A 21,764-nucleotide genomic window follows, 5' to 3' on the forward strand; every position below is an offset into this window, starting at 1 on the left:
GTCGTTTTCTAAAATCTTTTGGGAAGTTTTGCCCATTCCTGCGAATAATGAACAAAATCCGATTTTCACGGATATTAAGTGGTAGAAGCAGGTATTTTCCGTTCGTAGGAAAAAGGCTTGACTACAACTGAATAAGGCAATCAGATACATTCTGTATGCGCGGAGCCGGGCGGCGGGTACGCAGGGATGATCTCCCGTGAAAGGAGGCCGGACACTGGGAGGACGGAGCGAACAGGGCCAGCGCCGCAAAGCTGCTATGGCACAGCAGCAGGCCACGAACCGCATACAGGGGAGATACTTGCGTCGGCTATGCGTCACAGCGTAGGACGCCCCGCCACGGGAATGGGGGGAGGCACGAAAAATTCTATGGAGCGGCCCTGCCAGCCGCCGTCTGGCTCTGCCTTTGTTTTTACATCGTGAACAACGAAATATAAAACCGCCAACCAGCGCGAAATTTGTCGTTAATGCGTCTCACCGTGAGACGCATTTTTTATGAAAAGAATTTGCCCGCGAGGGAGTTGCCGTTTCTGGAAAATGAAGCGATTACTTGACAAAGAAACCAAGTGAAGAAGAATAAAAAACTTGTCGAAAATTTGACGTTTTCCTTGACATCTAATATAATATAAGTGTCACAAGGCCAGAAACGGTAACTGCCGGATTGGAGGCTGAAATGATTAGGCAGTCAGGCAATTTGAATGAAAAATGGACAGCCCTCTACGTCCGGCTCTCCCGCGATGATGAGAACGAGGGGGACAGCAACAGCATAGCCCATCAAATCGAAATCCTCACCAGGTATTGTCAAGACCGTGGAATTTCCAGCTATAAGGTTTACAAAGATGACGGATGGAGCGGTACAAATTTCAAACGTCCCGGCTTTATGGAAATGATGGCCGACATTGAGGCAGGGCTTGTCAGTATGGTGATAGTCAAGGATATGTCCCGGTTTGGCAGGAATTATCTGGAAGTGGGGCTATATACGGAAATCCGATTTCCAGAACTGGGAGTCCGATTTATCGCCGTCAATGACGGAGTGGACAGCGAGGATCAACTGGGAAATGACTTCACCCCGTTCAGAAATATCATAAATGAGTGGTATGCCAAAGATACGTCGAAGAAGATACGGGCGGTTTTCCGCAACAAAGGAATGTCGGGCCAGAGGCTGGCATCAAACGCTCCCTACGGCTACATAAAGGGCGAGGACGGACACCTTTTGGTGGACGAGGAAACCGCCCCCGTGGTGGAGTTGATTTTCCAGCTATGTGTGGAGGGCAACGGCCCTGGTAAAATTGCCCGGATGCTGAAAGAGAGGGAAATCCCAACGCCGGGGACGATTGAGTTTCGGCGCACAGGCCGGACAAGCCGTTACTACCCGGATGATCCCTGCCGCTGGAATCCCGCAACTGTCCTGAGCATTTTGGAACAGGATACTTATTTAGGCCGCACAACGAATTTCAAGACCACAAAACTCTCCTACAAGAGCAAGAAAGCAATCATCAATCCCCCGGACAAGCGGGCGGTGTTTGAGGGCACCCATGAAGCGATTATTGACAGGGAGACATGGGAAATCGTACAGAAGAATCGGGAGCAGCGCCGCCGCCCTACCAAGCTGGGCGAAATGGGACTGTTCTCCGGGCTGGCCTACTGCGCCGATTGTGGAGCAAAGCTGTACCACCACCGCACCGTTACATTTACAAAAGAACAGGAGAGTTACACTTGTGCAAACTACCGCTCCAGAAAGCAATGCACCGCCCATTATATCCGGGCCGTGGTGCTGGAACAGCTTGTACTCCAAAATTTGCAGAGGGTGGTAGCCTACGCACAGGATGACGAGGATGAGTTTGTGCGGCGCGTCATGGAAAACAAGACGGCGGCACAGCGTACCGAGCAGGAACGGGCCAAGCGCAAGCTGGAGAAGCAGGAGCGGCGTATCAGCGAACTTGACCGCATTATTCAACAGCTTTATGAAGATCGTGTGGCGGGGGCGTTGAGCGTAGAGCGGCTTACCCGGTTGTCCGAGGGCTACGAAAAGGAACAGGCGGATCTGAAACAGTCCGCAGAGGAATTGCGGGGCGTTGTAGCCGAAACGAAAGCCCAGGCTGTCAATATTCAGAATTTCCTGAAAATTGTACGGAAGTACACCGAACCCACCGAGCTGACCCCGGCACTTTTGCGTGAGTTTGTGGAAAAGGTAGTTGTTCACGCCCCGGATAAGTCCAGCGGCCATCGCACCCAGCGCATTGACGTACACTATAACTTTATCGGGGAGATTGATTTTTCCCCGGAATTTAGCAGGTACAGCAAAACGACAACCGCATGACGCCACAGCATCATGCGGTTGCACTCCCAATAGGGAAAACTTCTTTATGCGTATTGCACATATAGGGTACAATATCTTCAAGTTCAGGTTCTTTTTTCAGAATTTCTATCTGTTCTGCTGTAAGCCCTCCGATGGTAACTTGCTGCATTTGATTCAAAATCTTTTGTTCGCTGATTTTGCTGCCTTGTTGGAATAAGGAGATTCCCACAATCAAACTAATTGCCAGCGCAATGGTCAAAACATTAAAAAAGCAAAAAATACGATTTGAAGATACATTGCGTTTTGCCAACTTTTTTGTAATGGCACTTGTATCGTTTTCAAAAGGCCATGTCATAGTTGTATCACCTCCATATTTGATAAAGCTATTGTAAAACCCAAATGTCCGCGAAATGTTACAGCGGCCAAAAAATTTCATTGAAAATCGGGGTGAAATGTTACAGCGCTCGGACATTTCAAAAAAATTTACGGCGGGCAGCCGGAAATGGCCGTCCGCCGCGTTCTATTTTGTAGGCAGCATAATGGAAAATTCCGAACCCTTGCCCGGCTCCGAAACCACTTTGATATAGCCGCCCTGCCGCGTTACGATCTCGCGGGCCAGATATAGGCCAATGCCCACGCCCTGCTGTTCGTGTACTTCTTCCTCACGATAAAAGCGCCGGAAGATGGCGGCCTGATTGCTTTCGGAAATGCCCTTGCCAGTGTCGGTCACTTTGATCTCCACATACATTTCCCACAGCACCACCGACACAGCGATTTTCCCGCCTGCCGGGGTGTACTTCACCGCATTGTCCAGCAGGTTAAAGAGGGCTTCCGATGTCCACTTGCTGTCATGGGAAACGGTCAAATCCTCCGGGCAATCCACGGACACGGCGATTTCCTTTTTCTCCGCTGCATACACGATCCCACTCATAGCCTGCGCCACAGTATCAAAAAGGCGACCCGGTTTCTTGTCCAACTGGATCACGCCTGTTTCCAGCCGGGAGGTTTTTACAAGGGCCTGAAAGAGAAAGTCCAGCTTATCCGTCTGGCTGCGGATTCCCCGGATAAAGTCGGTGCGCTCCGCCTCGGCCATAGGCTTTTCCAGCAGGGTGTCCGTCGCCATTTTCAGATTGCTTACCGGCGTTTTCACCTGATGGGAAATATCTGATACAAGGGTCTGTAACTCCTGCCGTTCCTCGTCCACCCGGCGGCGGTTCTCCTGCATGATCTGGTAAAGCCTTGCCAGCCGGTGTCCGATTCTGGCAAGCTGGGTTTCGCTGTCCTCCGGGCGTTTTGGCGCTTCATTCCCGGCGATCATGTGGTCTAAGGTCTGGCACAGGTCAGCGGTAAACTGTGACAGCCGCTTTCCAAACGCCTGCGTCAGTACGAAAATCCCCACAAGGGCGCACAGCAGCAGCGCCCCGCCCGTCAGCAGCACCGCAATTTGTTTCGTCACAAAAAACAGGGCTATGGTGATCCCGGACATGGAGAGGGCAAGCCCTATTGCCACCCGGCCAAACAGCCGCTTTACCGAGAGGTTTTGAAACTTCATTTTGCCTCGCCTCCCGTCCATTGATAGCCCATGCCGTAAACGGTCTTGATGTAGGGCGCGCCGCCGTCGGATTCGATCTTGCCGCGAATCCGGCTGATGGAGGTTGTCAGGGTGTGTTCGTCCACAAACCTTTCGTCTATATCCCACAGCTTTTCCAAAAGCTGCCCACGGGTCAGCACTTGCCGGGGATTTTTACGGAACAGGTTCAGCATTTTGTACTCCATCGGGGATAGGGTCAGGGGCTTGCCATTTAAGGAAGCCGTCTGCTCCGAGAAGTCCAGAAACAGCCGCCCGTCGTCGTAAATGTCCTTAGCCGGTTTGTGGTGTTCCAGCATGGCGAACATGGCTTTGATTTTCCGCTGCAAGGCCCCGATCACAAAGGGCTTTGTGATGTAGTCCACCGCACCCACCTCATAGCCCCGTATCTGGTCGCTCTCCTGATCGTTGGCGGTTAGGAAAATTACGATAGTGTCCGGGTGCTGGGGCTTGATCAGCTTGCACAGCTCAAAACCGTTGCCGTCCGGCAGATTGATGTCCAGCAGCACTAAATCAAATTCCCGCTGGCGGATGGCTGCGGCTGCGGTTCTGGCATTCAGGGCAGAAGTCACGCCGTAGCCGTCTGCGGTCAGGTTATAGGCCAACATCTTACTTAAAAAACTGTCGTCCTCGACAATTAAAATCTGCTTCATATCCTCACTTCCTTCAGCTTTGAGAATACTACTTGCCCCTCGTGAATAAAAACAATGTAGTCAGCAATTTTTTCAAGGTCAGTAGTGATGTGCGAAGAAATCAAAATAGAATGAGTTTCGTCCTGTGCAAAGTCCAATAAGATGTCTAATATATCATCTCGTATGACGGGATCAAGTCCACTGGTGGCTTCATCCAAAATCAGTAGTTTAGAATTATGGGACAAGGCGACTGCGATTGCCAATTTCATTTTCATTCCTTTTGAAAATTGCTTAATCGGTTTATCGGTAGGTAAAGAAAATTTTTTCAAAAGGTTCAGGAATGTGTGTTCTTCCCATGAATGATAAATGTCTTTCATAACCCGGTTGAGTTTTCGGGTAGAAAAGATTTCAGGATAGTTGTTGCCGTCAAATACGACACCAATCTGTTCCTTGATTTCGTTATCTGGTTGCTCTTTACCTAAAACACAAATGCTGCCAGCCTCTTTCTGAATAAGTCCCAACACTGCATTGATAGTTGTACTTTTTCCAGCTCCATTTTCACCAATCAGCCCTACAATAGAACCACATGGAACCCAGATGGTATCTTTTCCATTGAACCCTTGAAATTCTCTTTTCAGAGAAGCGTCCGTACTTCCGGTGTCCACACATTTTTGATAGGTATAGCTGTCCTCGTTAGAAAGGATGGAATTGCAGTCATTATATGAGGAATTTCCACAGGCAGATAATACCAATGTAAAAACCAAAGTCAAACAGAATAGTTTAATGATGTTTTTGTGTATCTCAATGTAATCTCTCCTTATTTTATATTAGAACTTCTGTATAGCGGATAAATACACCATACACCTCCATTTTATCAATGGGTCAACCCTATCTTGTTTAATGAAGTCCTCTTTGTATTGGTACGTTGAGATAACTTCATTTTACGAAGCGGTTATTTGTGGGGCAGTTTATTGTAAATCTCATTCCATGCTCATACGGCATAAAGGAGTAAGGGATTTTGTAAGTATCCAAAAGTTTATGGGTGATATATAATCCAAGGCCATTTCCACCAGTTTCCCTGCTGCGAGAATAATCAGGCCGGTAAAACGCTTCAAACAAATGATTTAGGTCTTTCTCTGAAATCGGGACGCATTCATTTTCTACTATGATCGTGCCTTCTGAACAGATAACAGAGACTTTTCCACCACTGTTTGTATAATTCACAGCATTAGAGATAACATTGGAGATTGCCCGCTTTACAGCTTTGACCGGAATATGAACCACCCCGGCTTTTTCTGTTTCAATATAAAATACAATTCCCTTTGAATCTGCAATCAAGCGGTAGGAATTACAGACCTCATGGAGCAACTCAGAAAGCTGGACTTTCTTGATAGGTTCTTCTGGCTGTCCAGTCAATTTAGAGGCGTCAAGCACCTCTTGGATCATAGAAGAAAGCTGCAGCATTTTTTCTTTGCATACAGGGAGATAAGTATCTGTATCTTCAAATTTCCCCACACCTAAAATCATGCTGTCCAGCATAGTGCAAACTGCCGATACAGGCGTTTTCAACTCATGCGAAGCAGCTCGCATGAAGTCTATTTTTGATTGCTCCACTTCGCTAACATGGGCGATTTCTGCGTGCAGATGATCTATTGATGTCAAAAGTTCCTTATAAAGTGCGTTGATATTTTGAGATAACTGTCCGATCTCATCCTTTGTGCGAATTTCACAGACAGCATTTCTCTTTAATAACCTCATTTGCTCTGTAGTTTCTGATATTTTCTTGATTGGTGTAGAAAGCCGTCTGGAATACAAAAACGCCACAATAGCAGAAATAATAAAGCAAATCAACAAGTTAATAGGAAGGATCTCAAGAACAATGCCTTTTGTTTCATTTACCGGCTGCAATGTAACAAGAATAAGCAACGTACAATCTTCGTTATCTGCATTTTGAAACGAAAATTCCCGCTTTACAAATTGTGCTGTTAAGTAGGGAGCCAGGCCATCAATCCCTTGTTCAGCGCCCGTAACATTAGACTGAGCATCATTCGCTTGATCTCCGGGAGAGGCTTGAAAAGAATAATCTTTCCCGTTTCCATTCAGGGCATCTTCAATATAAAAAGAACCATAGACATACTGTTTATCTCCGCAGGTCAAGTTCACAAATGCCTTATTCTTAGCATACCGCTCCAAAACCTTATCTTCCGATAATTCTGAGGATTGTTGAAGCTGCTGTATTATTTCCTCCCCTATGCTTTCCGCAAGACTTTCTTTTTGGTTTGTATAAAAAGCAGGTATCAGAAAATACATCAACCCATGCCCAATTAACGTAATGATAATCATTAACATAAGGGTATAACAAAAAGTTTTTGGAAATAGTTTCATCGCACATCCTCAAATTTATAGCCGATTCCCTTCACTGTTACAATACAGTCCAATCCTAACTTTTTACGAAGTCTGCCGATATATGTGTCAATCGTCCTATCATTCAATGGAACATCTGTCCCCCAAATAGAATCGAGAATTTGATCTCTGGTCAACACAACTCCTGTATGATCCACCAGAATTTTCAGCAACTGCACTTCTTTGGGTGAAATATCAATCAGCTTTCCTGCCTTTTCTGCTGAAAAGCCGGAGAAGTCCACTATAATATCTTTATAACTCCAAATATTTGCTGGTCCCGTTTTTCCAATACGCCGAAGAAGCGCCGTAATCCTTTTTCCCAGTAAAACGATGGAAAACGGTTTCGTTACATAATCATCTGCCAGATTGTCAAAACTCATAATCTGTGTATCCATGTCGTCCATCGCTGTGAGCATAAGAATTGGTATGCTGCTTGCCTGACGAATCTTTTTCAAAACATTCAGACCGTTTATTTGGGGAAGCATGATGTCCAAAACAACCAGGTCTATCTCTTTGCTATTGAACAACTCTAAAGCCTGTTCTCCATCGTATGCTGAAAACACGATGTGGCCCATATCCTGCAAATACTCACAAACAGATTCGTTTGTCAGGACATCATCTTCTACTATCAATAAGTTTGCCATTTCATCACCCTTTTTTATTTAGATATTAGCATTCCAATGTGTCATGTATATGAATTTTCCATGGATAACGAGAAACTTTGTCAAGTAAGGCAGTAGACTCCACACAGACACGCCAATAAGTATATCAAATTTTCTGAATAATTTCCATATATGCTTATGAATGTTCCAGGGTTGTTTCACGAAGCTCCTCAAACGATAGTATTCATTATAGGCATACTGTGAATCAGGCTGGAGTCCGGCCTGTGATGACCGCCCTTACATTTTATCCCTCTACGGGAAGCTTCTGTCCGATAAAAAAGCGCAGAAATTCCCCTGTATATTATTTACTCTTTTTTTTCATATTCTGTCTGCCTGTTTTAGTAAAAACTTTGGATACCGTTGAAGACATATTTCTTTCTTAAATCAGGGGCATCGCCGAAATCATCCATTGCTTCTGTCATGATCCCCGAACAATCGCCGGACAGTATTGCTATCCGAAGGAGGTTGTAGGCAAACTTCCTTACCAGTGCCAGATTGTTCTTCGATTTCTTTGCCGGTGACCTGTCTTCGCGGAAGGTATCATCCAACACATGGTGCAGGCGGTTTTCCACCGACCAGTGTTCCCTTTTTATCTTACCCATTTCTCCCGCCGTCAGTTCCATGTCTGAAATCATCCCTGTTTTCTGTAAATCCCTTCCTGTTTCTTCATCCTGCACCGCTTTTGGCCTACGCCTGGAGCCTTTTTCCAGAAACGTTTTTATATCCGGTGTGATATCGTTTCCCTGTGCATCCCTCTCTACCGGTATCCGTATCTGTATGGCCAGCCCTACCGTTTTTATATAAGGCCATTCTTTCTGTGTCTTTGTCAGGAGCCCGCACTCTGTGCATACGCTGTACCAACGGTACTCCTGTCTGTCACGGTTTCTCTCTGGACAGCTGATCTCTTCATATTTTTCCTGCATTTCCGGATGCCTTGGCCTGTAGCTGCTGTCTTCCCCCATCTTTTTATGGTCTTCCGACATCTCATCAAAATATCCCACGATCTCATCATAAGACTGCGGCTGGTTTTTCTTGACCATCAGTACAAAATGGCCCTCCTGTGACAGGATCTGCTCCATGATCTGTGTCTGCGTCCCTATGGCATCTGTTGTGACCGTGCTTCCCTTTATGCCGAGCAGTTTCAGCAGCTCCGGTATCGCCCTGATCTCACAGTCTTTATTCTGGATCGGCATCTGTGCCAGCACCAGTCCCGTTGCTGCATCTATCGCATTCAATACCATCGGCGCCCTGAAATCCTTCACTTTCTCCATGGAAGCCCGCAATGCCTTCCCATCTATTGAAATATGGATCCCTTCCGTGCTCACGATCTCCCCGATCCATTCCATGAATTCCAGCGCGAACAATTCCTCATCGAGCCTAGACAGGATCCGGCATGCTGTTGAAGGGGACGCGATCCCGTTCTTTAATGGAAGATATTCTCTCAGTTCTTCCAAATGTTTTTTACACCATTTCAAACTTCTACGTATGGTAGTCCTTCCTACAAGGAAACCAACAATCAGGCACACCAATACCTCTGCGTGGTCATGTTTCGTCTCCCGCCCACATCTGGGGTCTGGCACCGCCTTCATATATTCCAAAAGCGGTCTGGACCAGAATCCTTTTTCAGCACACGGAAAGATCTACCCCCGCTTTCCACAGTACTTCTTCCTGTTCCGGGCTTATCCTGGATACTACCTTTTCCTTTTCAAAATACAGCAGATAAATACCTTTCAGTATCTGCAGATCTTTGATATCCATCCCATGTTCTTTATAGAACCGCCTGCCCAATGAGGCTGCCTGGGCATTGAACTGATAGTGGAAGTCCTGCTCAGCCTTTAGGACTTTTTCTTTCAAAAGGTAAGTTTCCGGTGACCATTTCCACAGGATGATCGAAAGGACATCTTCCCAGTCATTCCCTAACGGCTTCTTCCAGCCTTCCGGGCACAGCTGCCATACGGCTCTGGAAAATCCATACTCCTTCACTTCGATCCCCCCCAGGGATATTTTTTTCTTTTCACTCTTTATGACTCCTTCCGGAGTAATGATACCGATATAAGTATCTACCGGCTGTGGGTATTTTTTCCCAGGGACACGCTTGGATGTACGTTTATAGAGATAATAGGTATCTCCCTTCTTTTTCACGGTAGTTCCCTGCGTCCGCTGCTCCTGCACCCATTGTGGATATTTCTTTTCTGTCATAGGCGTAATTCCTCCTTTCCGTATAGGTAGTATATACCTATACTATATAGACATTATACCTCTACAAGACAAAAAAATCGAGGGTTATGAAAAATTCGTATAGCTTCCATAACCCTCGTAAAAATGCTCTATATACCGATTTTAATTTTTCTTCATGAAACAACCCTGATGAATGTTCTTTTTCCTGTGTCCTTTCCGCAGACGGTCCCAGCAGATAGTCAATATTGGCCTTCACATTCTGCAGCTCCCGCATTTCTTCCCGTACCTGCTTATATTCCGCATAGGCTTTTCTCTTGGCCTCCAGCACTTCGGCATATTCTTCCCGCAGAGTCTTTACGGTAGGCAGCTTCTCCACTCCCAGGCTGTCAAAATATTTCTTCGCTGCCTGGTGGATCAGGATGTCAGCCTCATGCTCGGCCCGGAATTTTTTGCTGTAACCGGCTTTTCGATACGCAATGTAGACAGATCTCGTCTTAGAGTAATTGACGATCTGTTTCTGCAATTCTCCATTTTGAGATAAACGGCTTTCCATATCCTTGATCTGCGTGGAAAGCTCATTAAACCGGGAAGTCGTAGCCTGGGCCTTTGCTTGAAGGTCCTCATAGCTCATATCCCCATGCTCTTTCAGGTAAGCCACAGCTTTCGCAAGCTGCTTCACATTGAACACTTTGGCACAACGCTCATAACCGGCACCTTTACCGGCCCGCATTGCGGCGTCAATATCAATCAGCATCCTCACCGAAGAATTGGACCGTTTGGGCTGAACAGAGGGAATATAGGTTCCGGCGATCCTTTCCCGTATTGCCTGTTCAGTATAATCTCCTTTTAGCGTATTGCAGCGGGTTCGGCTCTTTTGCCCTGGAACACGGAAATTGATAGATTTCCCGCGCCGGGTGACTTCCACACCGGACGCTTCCAGAATTTTCAGGAAATCCTCAAAGGTGGAGGGGTGCTGCTCCAGGGCGGCGTCAATGGCCTGACGGATCTGATTCTGAAAGGAAAGCGGTTTGTTTCCATCACCCAGCCATTTTCCATAGTGGCCGCGGCTGGGCTTGGGATCTTCGACAATAGAAAGGCCATGCTCCAGACACAGCTTATCGCTGATCCGGCGCAAAGCCCAGGAGGAACCCCAAAAGTTGCGGAATTTCCTGGTAGACTCCAGATTTACCGCACTCACGATGATGTGATTATGGACATGGTGCTTGTCTATGTGCATGCAGACAATACCTAAATAAAGGTTCTCAAAACTACTGGCAAGCAATGCAATCTTCCGTAAGATTGCGTATTTAGCAGAAATCCCGTACCCGGAATTTCTGCTAAATGCTTGTTGGTGACATATCCCCAAACCCCTGAGATCATCACCTGCGGTGATGGCTGCGCGTTCCGTTGGAACGCTGAAAAACAAAAGCGGAGAGAACCTATTGTCGTGACTTTTGCGATTCCCTCTGCGGTTCCCGCCCGGTGGGAATGTCCAGCAAATGCTCCACATTCGCCCGGACATTATAGAGCTCTTTCATATCAGCCCTGGCCTGCTTGTAAGAAGAATAGGCTTTCCGTTTCTGTTCCAGGAGCCCGGCGTATTCTTCCCGCAGAGATTTAACGGAGGGCAGCTTTGTGATCCCCAATCCGTCAAAGTGTTTCTTTGCCGCCTGGTGCAGCAGGATTTCCGTTTCATGTACCGCACGGAATTTTTTGCTGTACCCGGCTTTCCGGTATTCCACATAGACTGTCCGTGTTTTGGCATAATTTACGATCTGTTTCTGCAGCTCCCCGTTGGCGGCCATCTGCGATTCCAGCTCCTTGATCTGTACCGACAGCGCATTAAAATTAGCAGTAGCAATATCTGATTTTTTCTGCAAATCCTCATAGTTCATATCGCCATGCTCTTTGAGCCAGATCACCGCCTGAGAGAGCTGTTTTAAGTTGAACACCTTCGCCCAGCGTTCATATCCCGGACCTTTGCCGGAACGGATTGCCGCCTCAATATCCACCAGCAGCCCGACTTTGGAAACCGGCTTTTGGGGAGAAATACGGCGCGGCTTTGCCGTCCGTGTGCCGGCGATCCGTTCTTTGATGGCCTGCTCGGTATAGTCGCCTTTCAGTGTGTCACACCGGGTATATCTATCATCAGGTGACAGGCGAAAACGAAGGTGCTTTCGCTCCCGGTTGACTTCAATCCCAGCCGCCTCCAGCTTTTTCAAAAGTTCTTCAAAGTCCTTCGGCTTTTCTTCCAGGGCTGCGTCGATAGCCTGTCGCAGCCGCTCCTGGTGGGAAGGCTGTTTCTGACTTCCCATCCATGTGCCATAATGATCCCGGCTGGGTTTCGGATTCTCTACAATGGAAAGCCCATGCTCCAGGCACAGCTTGTCATTCATGCGCCGGATCGCCCAAGTAGAGCCCCAGAAGTTGCGGAATTTTTTCTGGCAGTCCAGCGTGGTAGAATTTATGATGATGTGGTTATGGACATGGTGTTTATCCACATGGGTACAGACAACAAAAGCATGGTTTCCCTTCGTCAGTTTCAATGCCAGCTCCCGCCCGATCTGGTTCGCTTCTTCCGGCGTGACCTCGCCGGGTTTGAACGCCTGCCGGAGATGGTAGGCAATCACATCATCCGCGCCCCGGCTTCTTCCGGTCAGGTTCGCATACTGCCGTTTGGATAAAAGGAACTCCGCATCAGCGGTCCGGGTGTCGCACTCATGGCCATAAATGAATTTCCCATAATCGGTTTTCTGCGGATTCTTTACGTAGTCAATGATGTCCGCTATGGCCGTGGAAACATCCCGGCCTTTCCCAACATGCAGCGGCATGAGCCGAGTGGTTGCCATATCTGTCACCCCCTTAATCCAATATAGGACCTGTTACCGCTCCGGCTCCTTTTTTGCTTTCGTCCTGTCACTGTGCGCCTGCTGCCCGGCATTTTTATTCAGGCTGTCACGCACGGATGGTTTCTGCTCCTGGGCCGGCGCACACTCCCGCCTGGCCTGGGAGAGAAACAGGTCGGTAAGTCCGGGATTGCAGCGGTCCACGGCAAAGCAGACATTCCGGTCATATCCAAAACCGTCCTTATCCTCACAGACCGGAACCGTCTGCGCCCATGCTTTGTTGTCCCGTGAAATGCGCCCGTCGTGATCTTTCTGCCGGACCGTGTTGGCAAGGACATAAAAAATCCGTCCAGGATCAAATTGCTGTAAGACCTGCTGCACACATGCCGTGCCTAAACGGTTGTCCCGGTAGTTGTCCGCAATGGCCTGTTCGATTGCCTCCCTGCACGCAATGTTTGCTTTGTGGGAAGCGTGGTACTGATCCAGCTCCCCATGCTCATGCGCATAGGCAGCAGAATGGAAATAAATTGGCGTTGTATCTTTCAATGAAATCCCTCCAATCAAAAAGCTGCCGTAACAGACAGCCATAATTATAGAAAAAGGGCGGGGCTGCCAATGCGCCCCGCCGAAACTGTTTAACCAAATATAAAATCTTTCAGGGCGCCATTCACGCCGCCGATCATGCCGGCCAGCCAGGCCGCCGCCATCGGCAGGCCGTAAGGGCTGATAAGGAACGCAATCACCAGCCAGGACATTCCCGGCCAGAACCCGGCTGCGAAGAACAGCGCCAGCGCCGCCAGAAAAACAATCCCTGACAGAATTCCCAGCACGGCGCCGGAAACCACAACAAGAAATTTGCAGAACAGATAAAGAATCCCTGTAACTATTACAAAGGGAAGTGCTAGCAGTTTGCCAATCAGACGCATACGTCCGCCTCCTTTCCTAATCCCATGTCCGATTTTTCAGGACATCCAGGTATGCCCGAAGGGTATTTCAAAGAGAAGCATATTTACCCCTCCAGTAAAATTTTACCGTGCCGGCCTGCGGAAAGCAACGGCGGTTCTTCCTGTTTACGAAATGTTCGCAAATCCCCGCAGCAGCTTATCCATGCCGTCCCACAGGCTGTCCAGGCGGGTGCGCAGATCGTCCACGTCGGCAGAATAAACACTTCCGGTCTCATTGGCGCGTCTGGCATACTGGTTCAGGTTATTGGAGCAGATACGAAGGAGCCGTATCATTTCCTGGATGTCGCTCATATCCAGATGGATAATATAACCGTCAACCGCCATCTTGCGCAGATATGCGGACAGGTTGGTAATGCCGAGCTCCGCCATGCGTTCCCTTACCAGCTCCGCATCCTGCTCGGACATGACGAACTCTGTGCGGACGGATTTTTTATTATGCCCGCCCTTCATCGTTCCGGCTCCTTTTTCGGGGCAGGCGGTTTATGGGTGGGGGCGGTTGTCCGGGACTCTTTGAGCCTTCCGCGCAAGGTATTCTTTTTCAGGCCGTCAATATATTCTTTTATATTGCCATTTGTGGCATGGCAGGAGCGTTTGAGCCGTTCCCGTTTCAGGATTACGGCAAGCTCCCGCTCGTCCTTTGGCAGATCGGTCATCGACTTTGGGCTCCCATGTACCGGCATCAGCTCATTCATAAGCTGTCTCCGATCCTGATAAGGAAGCGTGATACTGGCTCCGTCCTCAAACACAACGGCCACTTTACCAATGGGGCAGGTCAGCAACTTTACCCGTTCCACATGAGCCCCATATTCAAGCGGGTATATATCGCCGACCACTTTTCCGTCTTGCACGTCTTTGATCGAGAGGGCATAGGCAAGAACCGGGTCTTTTGTCTGTTCATGGTAAAACTTCCACACATTATTTGCATGGCTGCCCTCCAGATAGACCTCCCATTCCCGCAGGGTATAGGTGCCGCACGGCCTCGACATCCAGAGAAGCCGCCGGTCCTCCGGTTCTCCCGATAGAGCCAGTTTTGGGATCAGCTCTTTATCCATATCAAAATCATCCTTGTAGTGTTGCGTGTGCAGCTCCATGATCTGCCCCAGGCTGTCCAGTATATCCACGCCCTCAAACCTTACCGCGCCCATCAGCGTTCCCTCTCTGCCATCAACGGCGCTGCCTGTTTTGCTTCATGCTCCGAACGTTCCGCCTTCAGCCGTTCCATCAGGGAAGGTTTCTCCGGCGTTTCCTCCAGCAGCGTCTCCGGGGCAAGCTCCCGGATTTCCTCGTAAGTCTGCCCGTCCGTCAGGTCGGGGCGCTCCGGCGGTTCGTTGTTGAGGCGTCCGTCCAGCATATTGTAATTGCCGGTCTGTCCTTCCTCGTAAAGCTCCGCATTACGCAGATAGCTCTCCGGCGCCTGGAAGGGCTGTCCGGCAAACATGATCTCCCTATGGGGCGTAAACTGTGAGAGCACGCCGTCCCGGAGCCTTGCAAATTCTTCATACTGGCCCAGGGTAAGGCCGCGCTCCAGCATTTCCGCCTGGGTATGCGCCCAGCCCTCCCCATAGAGAAAATAGTACATATCCGGCTGGTCGCAGACAAAGCACAGGGAGCCGTCCTGATTGTCATAATAAGACGCCTGCATATCCTGATAGTGGCAGCGTTCCTCACGTCCCAGGTACACCTGGTTATCTGCGCCCAGCATGGCGACCATGCCCGCATAGTTGCTGTGGACCGCAGAGCGGATTCCCACCAATGGGTCCGCCTCCGGCATGATCTGCCTGCCGGGAATCTCATTGCGCTTTTCCGCTGCGTCATTTCTCGGCGCCACTTCCTCATGGGCGCGGGCATCCAAATCCGGCTGTGCCGCACGTTTTTTAATTGCGCCCGGTTCCGGCTCTTTTTCCTCCACATAGTAGCGGACATTCGCCGTGGCATGGCGGCCGGCTTCGTCCGCATAATCCTGGGCGGCTTTTTCAGAATCAAATTCCAGAGGCTTTCCGTCCTCTTTGCACCAGCCCTCCGCACGTCCAAAAATGGAAGAGCCGCTGCGGACCGCCCACACGCCGTATACTTTTTCTTTTCCCATCCTGACCCTCCTTACCGTTCCTGCTGTTTCGGCGTTTTCTGCTTTTTGTCCGGTTCCGCCGTCTTTGTTTCTTTTATCTGCTGCCGGACCGAGGCCCTGTGCTCCGGCTCCCTTTCGGAATCCGTGATATTGACATACTCGCCGATGATGTTCAGCGCCTCATGGTAGCTGCCGGAAGCAAACACCCGGTCCGACATTTCTTTTGCCTGGTCCGCCATATCATTCCTGCGGAGGGTGCGGGCCGCAATCCCTACCAGGTTGAAAACATTCCCGTCCTGGCCGATCAACGCGCAGTCCGGTTTCTCCGGCTCCGGCGAAGGCTCACTGATAAAGCCGCCCAGACGGTTCGGTACAAAATCGGACAGCCAGGTACCCCCGAAATCCGCATGGGTCTGTAACCGCCAGATGGCAAGTTTCCCGATGTCCAGCTTTACATCCTCGAAAGGGTAGAGCAGGCAGGTAAGCTCCCCATACTGGAAAGCTGAAACGTCCTCAAATTTACTGCCGTCCTTCAAAATGCCCGCCTCGGTGAACATATCATTGATCCCGTCCACCCATTCCTTCAAATCCCCGCCGCAGCCCTGCAGGATCAGGCCGTCTTTGCCCTCCATGCCCCGCAGGTCATCAGTTGTGATCGTGTTGATATTCATAAAACCGCCTCCTATCGTTCCTGTTGATGGTTGGTTTTCTGCCGGGTGGCTTTGGCCTCCGGCTGTTTTTTTAGCTGCTTACGGACGGAAGGCTTTACTGCCGGCTGCCACATATCCGTTAAAATGGCAGAGGCCGGCTGTTCCCATTCCTTCCCGAATCCACGAATCACAGTCCCGTACATGATCCCGTTATCCGCAAACATTTTCAAAGTGTCAAAGGCCCGGTCAAATAATTCTATATTCCTTGCATCCACGCTGGGCGCAAAATGGATCACTCCTACAGGGTAATCCCCTCCGGTACCGACCCAGCCCCGGACAAATGCGTCATAACCCTTTGTAATGCCGGCAGCCGCAAGCTCACCGGCATGGCTGGAATCCAACAGACTTGTCACTGCATACTGCCGGCCTAAGACCAGCAGCCCTGTGTCCGGGTTATACATGAAGCGCCGGTTGTCAATCTGCTGTATGTCAATGGCCTGCGTCCATGTGTCGATCCGCATAATTTCCGGTATGACCGATATTTTTACTTTCTCGATAAACATCCCTCCCGATTTTTCTGTCTGTCCGCAACTTAGGGCTGTTTCAGGGCGCCGGAGTATTCTTATTCAGCCGCCCCTCAAACCGGGTTCTGTAATCCTTGAAAATCAAGCCTCTTTTTGGTTAAGTTGCGGACATATTACCCCTGGTTCTGCCTGATCCGGCGCTTGCGTTCCCGCTCGGATTTCCGTCTGGCAAAGGCGCGGCAGGAATCCGAACAATATGCCTGGCTGGTGGTGGGAAGATACGCCCTGCCGCAGACCGGGCAGGTTTTCTGTTTCAGGGAAGTGTCCTCGCCGGTAATGGCAGATTCCAGCGCCGGGTCCACCGGCAGCACCGCCTCCCGGAAGTAGCGGCAGAAAGAGCCGGTCCACCATTTATGCAACATATAACAGGGACAGTCCAAAGAACGGCAGAACTTATCCCGATTGTCATAGTTCGCGCAAAGGTCTGTTACTAGCCTTCGGATCGCCGCCCGTTCCTGTCTGGTTAATTCCCGTGAGGGCGGCCCGCTCATTTCCCCCTGCCTTTCTTCGCCGGAAATTCCAGCCTGAAATTCACATATTTTCCCCCTGTATCATCCAGCAGCACCACCGCGTCATAGGTCTTTCCCGTCTTTTCGCTGTAAAGCCCGGACACGGAAACGCGGCCCTCTTTCAGAAGGGCCGCCGCCACAGACTTTGTAATGCTCTTTTTCTTACTGGAAAAGAATTTGTTATCTTTCCAGAGTGCAAAGGCACAATCCCGGTTATCACAGAAGAATCCTTTTTTGCCCTCATACACAGTGCCGCCGCAGCGGGGACAGGTGCCGACAGCTTCACGCCCGTTTTCTTTCGCATCCGGGAACAGCCCGGCAAACCGTTCCTCCGGCGCGGTATGTTCTCTGACGAGCGCCCGGATCATATCTGCAATCCCATCCATGAAGTCTTTTGCCGGGACCCCGCCGCGCTCCACCTGTTTCAGCATGGATTCCCATTCTGCGGTGAGCATGGGCGATTTGATGTTATCCGGCAGGACCAAAATCAGGTTCGTGCCTTTTTCCGTGGGGATAAGCTGCTTTTTCTTCCGCTGCACAAAACCGGCAGATACCAGCTTTTCCAGCGTGGCGGCACGGGTAGCCGGCGTACCTAAACCTTTGCGCTCGGCATCCTCCGGCATATCCCCGGCGCCCGCCGTTTCCATAGCCGCCAGAAGGGAATCCTCCGTATAGTGCTTCGGCGGGGATGTCTTGCCTTCCCGGACGCCGGCAGACACCTTTTCAAAAGTCTGGCCCTCCTGCAGCGGAGGCAGGGCAGCATCTTCACTTTCTTTTTCTTCCGTCTTAGACTGTTTCAGGCCCATGCGGTGAAGGCGTTCCACTTCCTTCCATCCTGTCTGCAGCACGGTTTTTCCCTTTGCCGTGAAGGAATGGCCCCGGCAGTCCAGAACCGCCGTTATCGCCTCAAACCGGTGAGCCTGGGCCGTGGCAGAAAGGAGCCTTGCGGCAATCAGCGTCAGTATATCCCGCTCCCCGGAAGGAAGCTCCGATAAACCCGTCCGGGCAATCTCCACCGTAGGGATAATCGCGTGATGGTCGGTGACTTTGCTGCCATCCGTCACGCGGCCAATATCCGGTTCCCCGGCGCATCCCTTCCCAAAGGGCATATTGCCCCGCAGCCAGAGGACCAGGGAGGCGGCGGTTGCCTGCATATCCTCCGTCAGATACTGGCTGTCCGTCCGGGGATAGGTCGCCAGTTTTTTCTCATAAAGCGACTGCACATAGTCAAGGGTCTGCTGAGCCGTATAACCATAAATGCGGTTACATTCCCGCTGTAAGGTTGTCAGATCGTACAGGCGGGGCGGCTGTACCGTCTTGACCTGCTTTTCCACGGACAGCACCGAAGCAGCCTGCCCGTCACTTTCCATACGGATTTTTTCAGCCCCCGCCTTATCCGGCAGCTTTTCTCCGGAGGCAGTAAAGCCGCCGCAGGTGATTTCCGGCACATAAAAGGGGCTGCTTGTAAATGCCTGAATATCCGCCTCCCGCCGTACCAAAAGCGCCAGCGTTGGAGACATTACCCGCCCCACATTCAGCGTCGTGCCATACAGGACGGAGAAAAGCCGGGTGGCGTTAATGCCGATCAGCCAGTCAGCCCCGGCCCGGCAGACCGCCGCGTCATAGAGCGTATCGTAGTCGCTGCCAGGACGCAGGTGTTCAAAGCCGTCCCGGATTGCCGCATCCTCCATACTGGAAATCCAGAGGCGTTCCATTGGTTTGCTGCATCCGGCATATTGATAGACAAGGCGGAAGATCAGCTCGCCCTCACGTCCGGCGTCGGTACCACACACCACAGAAGTCACCCGTTTGTCTTTCATCAGCCGGCACAGAAGGTCAAGCTGCTTTTTCTTATCCTTCGGCACTCCGTATTTCCATTCTTCCGGCAGGATCGGCAGATCGCCATAACGCCATTTGGCATACTGTTCCCCGTAAGCCTCCGGCTGCGCAAGCTCCAGAAGGTGCCCCACGCACCAGCTTACCAGATAGCCGCCGCCCTCCATGTAGCCGTCTTTTTTCTCATTCGCGCCCAGGACCGCCGCCAGCGATATGGCGACGGAGGGCTTTTCCGCAATTACTAACTTCAATTCCTGTAAACCTCCATTTCTTTGAAATAGAAAAGCCAGCATGGCAGCCGCCCTTTATAAGCCCGGTTCCTGCCGGGTTTTCTGACTTTCTCTGGGTTCCTTTGCCTCCTTTTCCCGGATCTTTGCTTTATTTGCGGAAAGCCGCTCCAAAAGCCCTTTTTCCTGTTTTCGCCCCAGGGTTTTCGCTGTCCGGTCATAATACTGCACCTTATCGGAGAGCAAATCCTCCGGCGCCACTTGGGAAGCATTCACTTCTTTTACCATATCCTCCAGTTCCTTTGCCTGCATATTCCCGTTATCCGGCACAATCAGGACTTCATGGATGGATGATGGAAGGACGTAAAAATCGGAACCGACCAGCTCCCCGATTTTATCCAGTACGCCATCCCGCGCCAGGACCCCGGCGCCATCCAATCTGCTCTGGTTCGTCAGGACATACATAGGCACAGCGCCAGTTTCTATCGGTTCCGGTTGGTTAAACAGATTCGTAGGTTTAGCAGAAAACATAATCTCTGACATCACATCATGCATCGTATATAAGCAGACAGGGCTCCTGGCATTTTCTGCTGTAACTGCGTCATGGTGAAGCTGCTCCGGCGTAATCCCCCAAAGTCCCAGCATGTCATTTGTAATTATAGCCGAAGCTGTCCCTTCGCTGCCCTCCATGACCTGAATCCGGTAAGCTGCCGCCAGTTCCCCACATGCGGTACAGGGTTTGTCTTTCAGATATTCCTGATTCTTTTCCGGGTCACACAGACGGATAGCAAGCAGCGGCCTGGCTGTTTCATAATCCTCCAATCCCTTCACGTCAATAGGAAGCTCCAAACTGCTCTCCATTTTTATCTGTGCGATTTCCTTCATTATGTCCTCCATCGGACGGCCTTTTCCAAACTGTTCCCCATAGTGCTCCAGATAAATGGTTGGCGTAACCGTTTCATCGTCCCTTCGGATGATGAGCCCGGTAAGGGTCCGGTCATTCCCTTTTGTGACTTCTTTTAAGGAAATATCTGCATCCTGGTAGTCCGCCGGCAGATATTCCCGTATATGGTTTTTGATATATTCTGCAAATTCCTGGTTCATTCATTTTCCTCCCGTTTCCTGTTTTCTGACCATTCATCTTCCTGCTTTCCGGCTTGTAAAAGACACATCAGCACGACGCCGGCAGACATTCCTCCAGTGAATGTAAGAAAGTGTGTAATCATGCTCCACATAAAAAATCCTCCTAAAATTGGGTAAAGAAAAACGCCCACCGGAAAGTGAGCGTATCATCAAGTATCAGTTTTTTGTTATTTCATTTTCTTCTCGCTCCGGGTTGCCCTGGCAGGATAATCTCCCCAACCGGGATTTCCCGCAGCTCTTTCTTCATCTGGTGCGCAAACCGGATTGTCCTGACCGTGCCGCCTTTTTCCCTCCCGTCATACACGGCGATCACCCTGTCTGAGTGTTCAGCCATGTAGCGATTCCGGTGGGAATAGACGCTGGGGTGGTATTTTTCCTGCATGACAACAACATCCGCACAGGCCTCCAGCATTTCATAAGTCCGGCTCTTTTCCATCAGGCTGTCCAGGCGCTTTTGGTAGGGAACAACCGCGATCAGCTCCAGCGCCGGATTCGTCTTTTTCTTTTCCAGTACGATCTCTGCAAAATACTGGTCCACGCCGTCCGCAAAGCCGCTCATAAAGCGGGTAAACCCGTCCGCAACGGCAGAATCAATTTCACGCCGCAGGGCCGCCTTTACATGGCCTATCTCTTTCTGGGGTAAATCCCTGTGCCCGGTGACACAGCATGTCTTTCCTTCCATCTTCTTTTCCTCCATCCGATAGTTATTATTCTTTATTTCTCAAATTATAATAGATTTATTTTAGCGTTTCAACGCAAATACCCTTTTTTATTTTGCGAATAAGGACAGGGTGTAAGGTACAATCTATTACGGAATAGGAGGTAAAGGCAATGTATGAAAATTTCGTCCCGGAACGGCTGGCAAAGCTGCGGACTCAAAAAGGCGTGTCTGCACGCGATATGTCATTGTCATTGGGACAGGCAAATAACTACATTAACAACATTGAAAACAAAAAGTCCCTTCCCTCCATGCAGTCCTTCCTTTACATCTGTGAATATCTGGGCGTGACGCCCCAGGAATTTTTTGACGAGGGGAACCCGGCCCCGCAAGCCTTGCAGGAATTTATTGCAGAGGCAAAAAAACTGGATTCCAGGTCACTTTCTTATATCCTGGGGATTATGAAAGAACTCAATAGCAGAAAATAAGCGGCCACGGTGCTGGCCGCTTTTTGCTGCCTTT

At 50.0% G+C, this 21,764-nt stretch carries 24 protein-coding genes; 2 read left to right on the top strand and 22 right to left on the bottom strand.

All coding sequences use genetic code 11. The annotated features are described in order from the left end of the window. Positions 1-670: 670 nt before the first annotated feature. A complete protein-coding gene (locus VSQ30_RS13770; protein ID WP_135975218.1) occupies positions 671-2,317 on the top strand; it encodes a recombinase family protein in 1,647 nt (548 codons plus the stop codon). Positions 2,318-2,327: 10 nt separating this feature from the next. Here the strand turns inward: VSQ30_RS13770 and VSQ30_RS13775 are convergent, their stop codons facing one another. The 22 genes from VSQ30_RS13775 to VSQ30_RS13880 form a co-directional block, all read right to left on the bottom strand. Further along, positions 2,328-2,651 (bottom strand): hypothetical protein, encoded by a 324-nt coding sequence (locus VSQ30_RS13775; protein WP_277820573.1) that lies wholly within the window; start codon positions 2,649-2,651, stop codon positions 2,328-2,330. 165 nt (positions 2,652-2,816) lie between these two features. Next, the gene (locus tag VSQ30_RS13780) at positions 2,817-3,848 is read right to left on the bottom strand and encodes a sensor histidine kinase (RefSeq protein WP_135975220.1); all 1,032 of its coding nucleotides are present in this window, start codon (positions 3,846-3,848) and stop codon (positions 2,817-2,819) included. Then, positions 3,845-4,537 carry a response regulator transcription factor gene (locus VSQ30_RS13785; RefSeq protein ID WP_135975259.1) on the bottom strand — a complete coding sequence of 231 codons (693 nt, stop codon included), beginning with the start codon at positions 4,535-4,537 and terminating at the stop codon, positions 3,845-3,847. Before VSQ30_RS13785 ends, VSQ30_RS13780 begins: the two co-directional genes overlap by 4 nt. Next, a complete protein-coding gene (locus tag VSQ30_RS13790) occupies positions 4,534-5,181 on the bottom strand; it encodes an ABC transporter ATP-binding protein (RefSeq protein WP_334464637.1) in 648 nt (215 codons plus the stop codon). The genes VSQ30_RS13785 and VSQ30_RS13790 overlap by 4 nt, the downstream gene beginning before the upstream one ends. Positions 5,182-5,452: 271 nt before the next feature. Then, complete coding sequence (locus tag VSQ30_RS13795; RefSeq protein ID WP_016217824.1) at positions 5,453-6,901, bottom strand: sensor histidine kinase; 1,449 nt, start codon at positions 6,899-6,901, stop codon at positions 5,453-5,455. Continuing rightward, positions 6,898-7,563 carry a response regulator transcription factor gene (locus VSQ30_RS13800; protein WP_016217823.1) on the bottom strand — a complete coding sequence of 222 codons (666 nt, stop codon included), beginning with the start codon at positions 7,561-7,563 and terminating at the stop codon, positions 6,898-6,900. Before VSQ30_RS13800 ends, VSQ30_RS13795 begins: the two co-directional genes overlap by 4 nt. A 356-nt stretch (positions 7,564-7,919) precedes the next feature. Then, positions 7,920-9,170 carry an ISAs1 family transposase gene (locus VSQ30_RS13805; protein WP_334464887.1) on the bottom strand — a complete coding sequence of 417 codons (1,251 nt, stop codon included), beginning with the start codon at positions 9,168-9,170 and terminating at the stop codon, positions 7,920-7,922. A gap of 34 nt (positions 9,171-9,204) precedes the next feature. Beyond that, complete coding sequence (locus VSQ30_RS13810) at positions 9,205-9,780, bottom strand: hypothetical protein (protein WP_334464640.1); 576 nt, start codon at positions 9,778-9,780, stop codon at positions 9,205-9,207. 61 nt (positions 9,781-9,841) lie between these two features. Next, positions 9,842-10,996, bottom strand: a complete 1,155-nt coding sequence (locus tag VSQ30_RS13815; RefSeq protein WP_334464641.1) for a relaxase/mobilization nuclease domain-containing protein — start codon at positions 10,994-10,996, stop codon at positions 9,842-9,844. Between the two features lie 202 nt (positions 10,997-11,198). Further along, the gene (locus VSQ30_RS13820) at positions 11,199-12,608 is read right to left on the bottom strand and encodes a relaxase/mobilization nuclease domain-containing protein (RefSeq protein ID WP_004056013.1); all 1,410 of its coding nucleotides are present in this window, start codon (positions 12,606-12,608) and stop codon (positions 11,199-11,201) included. Between the two features lie 33 nt (positions 12,609-12,641). Then, entirely contained in the window at positions 12,642-13,151 is a 510-nt protein-coding gene (locus VSQ30_RS13825; protein ID WP_004056014.1) for a DUF3849 domain-containing protein, read from the bottom strand. Positions 13,152-13,240: 89 nt separating this feature from the next. Then, a complete protein-coding gene (locus VSQ30_RS13830; RefSeq protein ID WP_004056015.1) occupies positions 13,241-13,531 on the bottom strand; it encodes a CD1845 family protein in 291 nt (96 codons plus the stop codon). A 144-nt stretch (positions 13,532-13,675) separates the two neighbouring features. Then, positions 13,676-14,020: a plasmid mobilization protein gene (locus VSQ30_RS13835; RefSeq protein ID WP_016219341.1), complete on the bottom strand. Its 345-nt coding sequence runs from the start codon at positions 14,018-14,020 to the stop codon at positions 13,676-13,678. Next, positions 14,017-14,715: a hypothetical protein gene (locus tag VSQ30_RS13840; protein WP_004056018.1), complete on the bottom strand. Its 699-nt coding sequence runs from the start codon at positions 14,713-14,715 to the stop codon at positions 14,017-14,019. The genes VSQ30_RS13835 and VSQ30_RS13840 overlap by 4 nt, the downstream gene beginning before the upstream one ends. Further along, on the bottom strand, positions 14,715-15,656 hold the full coding sequence (locus VSQ30_RS13845; protein ID WP_334464642.1) for a DUF4316 domain-containing protein: 942 nt from the start codon (positions 15,654-15,656) through the stop codon (positions 14,715-14,717). The genes VSQ30_RS13840 and VSQ30_RS13845 overlap by 1 nt, the downstream gene beginning before the upstream one ends. An 11-nt stretch (positions 15,657-15,667) precedes the next feature. After that, positions 15,668-16,306 (bottom strand): hypothetical protein, encoded by a 639-nt coding sequence (locus tag VSQ30_RS13850; protein WP_004083346.1) that lies wholly within the window; start codon positions 16,304-16,306, stop codon positions 15,668-15,670. 11 nt (positions 16,307-16,317) lie between these two features. Further along, entirely contained in the window at positions 16,318-16,848 is a 531-nt protein-coding gene (locus VSQ30_RS13855; protein WP_251318382.1) for a hypothetical protein, read from the bottom strand. 134 nt (positions 16,849-16,982) lie between these two features. Next, on the bottom strand, positions 16,983-17,360 hold the full coding sequence (locus VSQ30_RS13860; protein ID WP_334464643.1) for a cysteine-rich VLP protein: 378 nt from the start codon (positions 17,358-17,360) through the stop codon (positions 16,983-16,985). Continuing rightward, positions 17,357-19,465 (bottom strand): DNA topoisomerase 3, encoded by a 2,109-nt coding sequence (locus VSQ30_RS13865; protein ID WP_334464644.1) that lies wholly within the window; start codon positions 19,463-19,465, stop codon positions 17,357-17,359. Before VSQ30_RS13865 ends, VSQ30_RS13860 begins: the two co-directional genes overlap by 4 nt. Before the next feature lie 54 nt (positions 19,466-19,519). Then, on the bottom strand, positions 19,520-20,545 hold the full coding sequence (locus VSQ30_RS13870; RefSeq protein WP_016219335.1) for a DUF5688 family protein: 1,026 nt from the start codon (positions 20,543-20,545) through the stop codon (positions 19,520-19,522). Further along, positions 20,542-20,676 (bottom strand): DUF3789 domain-containing protein, encoded by a 135-nt coding sequence (locus VSQ30_RS13875; protein WP_022746005.1) that lies wholly within the window; start codon positions 20,674-20,676, stop codon positions 20,542-20,544. Before VSQ30_RS13875 ends, VSQ30_RS13870 begins: the two co-directional genes overlap by 4 nt. 80 nt (positions 20,677-20,756) lie before the next feature. Continuing rightward, entirely contained in the window at positions 20,757-21,266 is a 510-nt protein-coding gene (locus VSQ30_RS13880; RefSeq protein WP_016219334.1) for an SLOG family protein, read from the bottom strand. Positions 21,267-21,415: 149 nt separating this feature from the next. On the opposite strand from VSQ30_RS13880, the gene VSQ30_RS13885 reads away from it, so the two are divergent. Beyond that, positions 21,416-21,730 carry a helix-turn-helix domain-containing protein gene (locus VSQ30_RS13885; protein ID WP_016219333.1) on the top strand — a complete coding sequence of 105 codons (315 nt, stop codon included), beginning with the start codon at positions 21,416-21,418 and terminating at the stop codon, positions 21,728-21,730. The last annotated feature ends 34 nt before the right edge of the window (positions 21,731-21,764 follow it).

The organism is Acutalibacter sp. JLR.KK004 (assembly GCF_036941085.1).
GTDB lineage: Bacteria > Bacillota > Clostridia > Oscillospirales > Acutalibacteraceae > Acutalibacter.

Bases quoted from the DNA above. Each gene is read 5' to 3' on its own strand.
- VSQ30_RS13785 (WP_135975259.1), bottom strand. From the start codon at position 4,537: ATGAAGCAGATTTTAATTGTCGAGGACGACAGTTTTTTAAGTAAGATG.
- VSQ30_RS13780 (WP_135975220.1), bottom strand. From the start codon at position 3,848: ATGAAGTTTCAAAACCTCTCGGTAAAGCGGCTGTTTGGCCGGGTGGCA.
- VSQ30_RS13875 (WP_022746005.1), bottom strand. From the start codon at position 20,676: ATGTGGAGCATGATTACACACTTTCTTACATTCACTGGAGGAATGTCT.
- VSQ30_RS13880 (WP_016219334.1), bottom strand. From the start codon at position 21,266: ATGGAAGGAAAGACATGCTGTGTCACCGGGCACAGGGATTTACCCCAG.
- VSQ30_RS13840 (WP_004056018.1), bottom strand. From the start codon at position 14,715: ATGGGCGCGGTAAGGTTTGAGGGCGTGGATATACTGGACAGCCTGGGG.
- VSQ30_RS13885 (WP_016219333.1), top strand. From the start codon at position 21,416: ATGTATGAAAATTTCGTCCCGGAACGGCTGGCAAAGCTGCGGACTCAA.
- VSQ30_RS13845 (WP_334464642.1), bottom strand. From the start codon at position 15,656: ATGGGAAAAGAAAAAGTATACGGCGTGTGGGCGGTCCGCAGCGGCTCT.
- VSQ30_RS13775 (WP_277820573.1), bottom strand. From the start codon at position 2,651: ATGACATGGCCTTTTGAAAACGATACAAGTGCCATTACAAAAAAGTTG.
- VSQ30_RS13860 (WP_334464643.1), bottom strand. From the start codon at position 17,360: ATGAGCGGGCCGCCCTCACGGGAATTAACCAGACAGGAACGGGCGGCG.
- VSQ30_RS13850 (WP_004083346.1), bottom strand. From the start codon at position 16,306: ATGAATATCAACACGATCACAACTGATGACCTGCGGGGCATGGAGGGC.
- VSQ30_RS13815 (WP_334464641.1), bottom strand. From the start codon at position 10,996: ATGCACATAGACAAGCACCATGTCCATAATCACATCATCGTGAGTGCG.
- VSQ30_RS13795 (WP_016217824.1), bottom strand. From the start codon at position 6,901: ATGAAACTATTTCCAAAAACTTTTTGTTATACCCTTATGTTAATGATT.
- VSQ30_RS13835 (WP_016219341.1), bottom strand. From the start codon at position 14,020: ATGAAGGGCGGGCATAATAAAAAATCCGTCCGCACAGAGTTCGTCATG.
- VSQ30_RS13805 (WP_334464887.1), bottom strand. From the start codon at position 9,170: ATGAAGGCGGTGCCAGACCCCAGATGTGGGCGGGAGACGAAACATGAC.
- VSQ30_RS13800 (WP_016217823.1), bottom strand. From the start codon at position 7,563: ATGGCAAACTTATTGATAGTAGAAGATGATGTCCTGACAAACGAATCT.
- VSQ30_RS13810 (WP_334464640.1), bottom strand. From the start codon at position 9,780: ATGACAGAAAAGAAATATCCACAATGGGTGCAGGAGCAGCGGACGCAG.
- VSQ30_RS13855 (WP_251318382.1), bottom strand. From the start codon at position 16,848: ATGTTTATCGAGAAAGTAAAAATATCGGTCATACCGGAAATTATGCGG.
- VSQ30_RS13770 (WP_135975218.1), top strand. From the start codon at position 671: ATGATTAGGCAGTCAGGCAATTTGAATGAAAAATGGACAGCCCTCTAC.
- VSQ30_RS13870 (WP_016219335.1), bottom strand. From the start codon at position 20,545: ATGAACCAGGAATTTGCAGAATATATCAAAAACCATATACGGGAATAT.
- VSQ30_RS13830 (WP_004056015.1), bottom strand. From the start codon at position 13,531: ATGCGTCTGATTGGCAAACTGCTAGCACTTCCCTTTGTAATAGTTACA.
- VSQ30_RS13820 (WP_004056013.1), bottom strand. From the start codon at position 12,608: ATGGCAACCACTCGGCTCATGCCGCTGCATGTTGGGAAAGGCCGGGAT.